This is a genomic window from Bacillota bacterium (assembly GCA_040754675.1).
In the GTDB taxonomy this organism is placed as follows: Bacteria; Bacillota; Limnochordia; order Limnochordales; family Geochordaceae; genus Geochorda.
In genome coordinates this window covers 1-4,122 of the sequence record JBFMCJ010000373.1, presented here as the reverse complement: position 1 = coordinate 4,122, position 4,122 = coordinate 1, and the positions used below count along the sequence as shown (strand labels likewise).

At 62.3% G+C, this 4,122-nt stretch carries 5 protein-coding genes; 1 reads left to right on the top strand and 4 read right to left on the bottom strand.

Annotated features, from left to right (window positions below; translation table 11 throughout):
- The coding region (locus AB1609_17100; GenBank protein ID MEW6048165.1) for a hypothetical protein at positions 1-350 on the top strand (350 nt) is incomplete at its 5' end.
- Between the two features lie 17 nt (positions 351-367).
- Here the strand turns inward: AB1609_17100 and AB1609_17095 are convergent.
- The 4 genes from AB1609_17095 to AB1609_17080 all read right to left on the bottom strand — a co-directional run.
- The gene (locus AB1609_17095) at positions 368-889 is read right to left on the bottom strand and encodes an acetamidase/formamidase family protein (protein MEW6048164.1); all 522 of its coding nucleotides are present in this window, start codon (positions 887-889) and stop codon (positions 368-370) included.
- Between the two features lie 178 nt (positions 890-1,067).
- Positions 1,068-2,603, bottom strand: a complete 1,536-nt coding sequence (locus AB1609_17090; protein MEW6048163.1) for a xanthine permease — start codon at positions 2,601-2,603, stop codon at positions 1,068-1,070.
- A gap of 25 nt (positions 2,604-2,628) precedes the next feature.
- Positions 2,629-3,312 carry an isochorismatase family cysteine hydrolase gene (locus AB1609_17085; GenBank protein MEW6048162.1) on the bottom strand — a complete coding sequence of 228 codons (684 nt, stop codon included), beginning with the start codon at positions 3,310-3,312 and terminating at the stop codon, positions 2,629-2,631.
- Positions 3,313-3,376: 64 nt separating this feature from the next.
- On the bottom strand, positions 3,377-4,122 hold a 746-nt coding region (locus AB1609_17080; protein ID MEW6048161.1), incomplete at its 5' end, for a hypothetical protein.

The following is a 4,122-nucleotide window of genomic DNA, read 5'->3' as shown; positions in this document are numbered from 1 at the left end:
ATGGGAGCCTGCTGGCATACCTGATGGTACGCCCAAGCGCAAACGGCTACCGGATCGGTCCCTGGGTAAGCTCCACGTCCGACACCCAGCTATTGGATCGGGCGCTGAATCTACTCCCGTCTTTGGCCGACCCGGCGCGTACCTGGGTCGTGGCAGCAGTTCCTGAGCAAGCCATCGCGGCCCGCGCTGCACTCGTACGCGCTGGCTTTCTGCAGGTGGCGGAGGGAATGAGGATGGTCCTCCGGCTCAGTCCCCTGGCACCGTCCGCAGACATACCCTTGCCGCATACCAACCCGCCGCCGTCCCTCCGGCCGCAAGTGTGGGCGCTGGCCGGCCTTGACCGCGGTTGATCGGGGCCAAGGGCCTTTCACGGTTCGATCCCCAACTCCTTCTTGGGTATTACCACCTTCACCGTAGGTCGTGCGTTAACCACCTGGCCAAACTGAAGGTTGCCGGCAATGCTGCACAGTCGGTACGCATCGGAGAAATCCACGTCCAGCGCCAGGTTGATGAACGACGTTGCATCCAGGGTAGCCACCCTGATGGCATCCTGAAGCGAATCGCCACTGCCCACGAACACGATGGCCTCATCCGTGTCCACGAGGGGTCGGTTGACCTTCCACACTTTACTACCAATCCGTAGCCCGGGCAGCACGTCCACCTGGACGAGGACTGATCCCGCCACTTCGACGCCGGTACCGCCAACCTCACCGTCGCCCATCCGCGCGTGCAGGTCCCCCACGGCCAGAAGCGCGCCCGGCACAAGAACGGGCAGATAGACCGTGGTGCCTTCGGTTACGTCGCGTACGTCCATGTTCCCGCCGTGGTCTCCCGGAACCGACGTGGTAACCGGCCCGTCGGGCGGGGTCACTGCCACAAGGCCGATCATCGGTTGTATGCGGACACGCAGACCGCCCGGAAGAAGCACCACCCCATCCCGATGGATCATGGTCGGAGCCGTTGTCCGGTCCAAATCCCCAGCCCGTTCACGCCAGCCGGACAAGACGGGCGGGGTCACATCTTGGAACGACCCCGCCCCCCTATCTCAGTACCTCAACATCGGCATATCATTCGTCACTCAACTCCAACGCGTTCTCGCTCGGCCGGTACACGGCCATCAGATAGCACACCAGCGCCATCAAGACGTAGCCCATCGCGGGCTGCCACGCTGCCCCGAGACCCAGGTGGGGCGAATGTATTATGCCAAAGAAGGAACACACTGCCCCAAACAGCGCATAGTAGCTGGCCTCCCTGAACTTCCGATCGACAATGAACACGCAGATGGCGCCGAGGATCATTCCGACCAGGATGGCACCTGCCCCCAGCACCTCCATACCCCGATAGACCACACCCGCACCCCGCAGAGCATCATACCCCAGCTGGGCAGCCGAAGTGCCCGCCGCGGTGAGTGCGTTGTCTACCTGGTTTTGCACGTAATTTGCGATCCAGGGTACAAGCGCGAGCACGACACCTGGCGCGTGCCTTGCCGGCGTTGCCTGGAACGACTGGGACCCTATCACGAGGCCGATGTACAGCAGAATCGGCAGTATAGCCACCAGCGGGATCAACGCCAGCAAGAGCGGCAGGATACCAAACAACCCGACCACAAGGATACCTACCCCGGTGGCCCAGGAGTACCCCACCCTCGCGCCGACGCTCTTCCAGCCCGGGTGGCCGATGTAAACCAGCGTCGGGAACGGGCTGCCGAACAATGCCCCGACCAGCGTCCCTATGCCGGCAACCAGCATGGTTTCTACCGTGTTGTACCTGTCACCCGCTGCCTCGGCACTCTCAACGTTGTTCATGCTCTCGAGGAAGTCGTAGATGGCCAGCGGAATGGCCATTGCCAGGTAGGGCCCAATGTACCGCATCCCGTTGATGATCGCGGCCAGCCCCGGGACAGGGACCGCCACGGAGAATCCAGCCACTGCCTGCGCAAGGCTTTCGCCCTTCATGTACCCCGAGGCCCATCCGATCACCGTGCCCGCCAGGATCGCCAGCAGGCCGGCCGGGATGTTACCCGGAAAAGACTTGCGTGCGAACCAGCCTATCAATATGATGGCCAGGCACACAAGGCCGATATAGGGCACCTCCCAGACCTCCATGGCAGGGCGCATGGCTATGAACGTCAGCGCCACACCCGCCAGAGTTCCCAGCATCGCGGCCCGCGGTGTCACCCGCCGGATGAAGCCACCGACGAAAGCCCCGGCGATCTCAATGATCGCATGCACGAAGTTCCACGCCACGCCGATCGACCACGCCAGGTACCAGTCCCCCGTCTTCAGGTACACCGGCCCCATCACCAGGAAACTGCATATGAAGTAGTGGGGGACACTCACACCATACGGCACCGCCGTAACGTCGTCCCGGCCTTCCTTCAGCGACAGGCGCCGTGCCTGCCAGGCGTAATAGAGGTTTCCGAGACCGATCGACAGCACAAGCCCGGGTACAATTCGACCGTATACCAGGTTACCCGGGAACTTGATCGCGAACGCCAGCAATCCGGTAGCCGTCATCACGTTTGTCAGGCTGTTGGTGAAGAGACCGAAGAACCCGTTAATGTCGCCCCTCACCCACCACGGAACAAGCGCCTTCCTGCTCATGCCTCTACCCCCACCGTACAACGTCTCACGCACGCAACTGACCCAGCGCCTTCAGCAGTGCCTCTGACGTGGACACCCAGCCGAAGATGCCCCCCTGTTGGTGGACCATGCGTACGGCTGCCTCATGGTCTCGGGGATCAAACGCTGCAGCGCAATCCTCGAGCAACAGACACTCATACCCGCGGTCGTTCGCCTCGCGGATAGTTGTGTGAACACACACGTGGGTCGTCACACCCGTAACCACGAGAGAACTGATCCCTCGCGTTCGCAGAATGACGTCCAGATCTGTCTGGTAGAATGCACCCTTCCCCGGCTTGTCGACCACGGGCTCACCCGGCAAGGGTTTAAGCTCGTCCACGATGTCGTGTCCATACTCACCCCTCACCAGGATCCTCCCCATCGGCCCGGGGTCACCGATACCCGCACCCTGCCGCTTGCTGCGGCGCAGCTTGCTGGCCGGGCAATCCGACAGATCCGGGCGGTGCCCCTCACGCGTATGCACGACAAACAGCCCTGCTTCCCTCCACGCAGAGAGAACACGCTGGATCGGGGCAATAACCTTACGGGTCAGTGAGATGTCATTGCCCAGTTTCTCCCCAAACCCTCCCGGTGCACAAAAATCCCGCTGCATGTCGATGATCAACAAGGCAGTGTGCCCGGTGTCGCACTCGAACTCGTACGGTAGCGCTTCAACGCGAAGCCGTGCCATCGCTCGACTCCCCCCTCTGATCCTCCCGGTTGCTCACTGGCGCTCCAAGACACACCGACGTGTGTTAACCCATGGCGTCTCCCTCCCCTCCCCCAGGCCGCTCGCCGGAGTGAAGCCTCGACATCAACAGGCATACTGCGGCCATAAGCAGGTAGCCCACGGCAGGGCCGGTAGCCGCCCCCACCGCGATGCGCCCGGAGTGGATGATCCCGAAGTAGGACAGCACTGCTGCTCCAAACGCGTAGATGGACGCTTCCCGGAAACGGTGGTCGATCACGAAAGCCGTCACTGCCGCCAGAATCATGCCGACAATGATAGCACCGCCGCCGAGAACCTCCATACCGCGATACACAATCCCTGCATCAAGCAGCCGCCCGTAGCCAACCAAGCCGGCGTTCGAACCAACCGCCGAAAGTGCGTTATCGACGAGCGACTGGCCCCAGTTGGCCAGCCACGGAACCATACCCATCACCACAGCTGGAGCATGCCGGCTCGGACTGGCCTGGAACGCCTGTGCCCCTATGACCAGCCCGATATAAAGCAGGATCGGTAACACCGCCACGAGGGGAATGACCGTAAGCAGCAGAGGCACAACGCCCAGGAGGCAGACGACCAGTGCTCCCACGCCCGTGGCGACCGAGTACCCAATGCGAGCTCCCACGCTCTTCCACCCGGGGTGCCCGATATACACTGCCGTTGGGAACATGCTGCCGAGTAAAGCACCGGTCAGAGACCCCAGACCGTCGACAAGCATGGCCTCGCGCGTATTGTAATCGTCGCCTGCCGCGCAAGCACTCTCGACGTTATTCA

Bases quoted from the DNA above. Each gene is read 5' to 3' on its own strand.
- AB1609_17085 (MEW6048162.1), bottom strand. From the start codon at position 3,312: ATGGCACGGCTTCGCGTTGAAGCGCTACCGTACGAGTTCGAGTGCGAC.
- AB1609_17095 (MEW6048164.1), bottom strand. From the start codon at position 889: ATGATCGGCCTTGTGGCAGTGACCCCGCCCGACGGGCCGGTTACCACG.
- AB1609_17090 (MEW6048163.1), bottom strand. From the start codon at position 2,603: ATGAGCAGGAAGGCGCTTGTTCCGTGGTGGGTGAGGGGCGACATTAAC.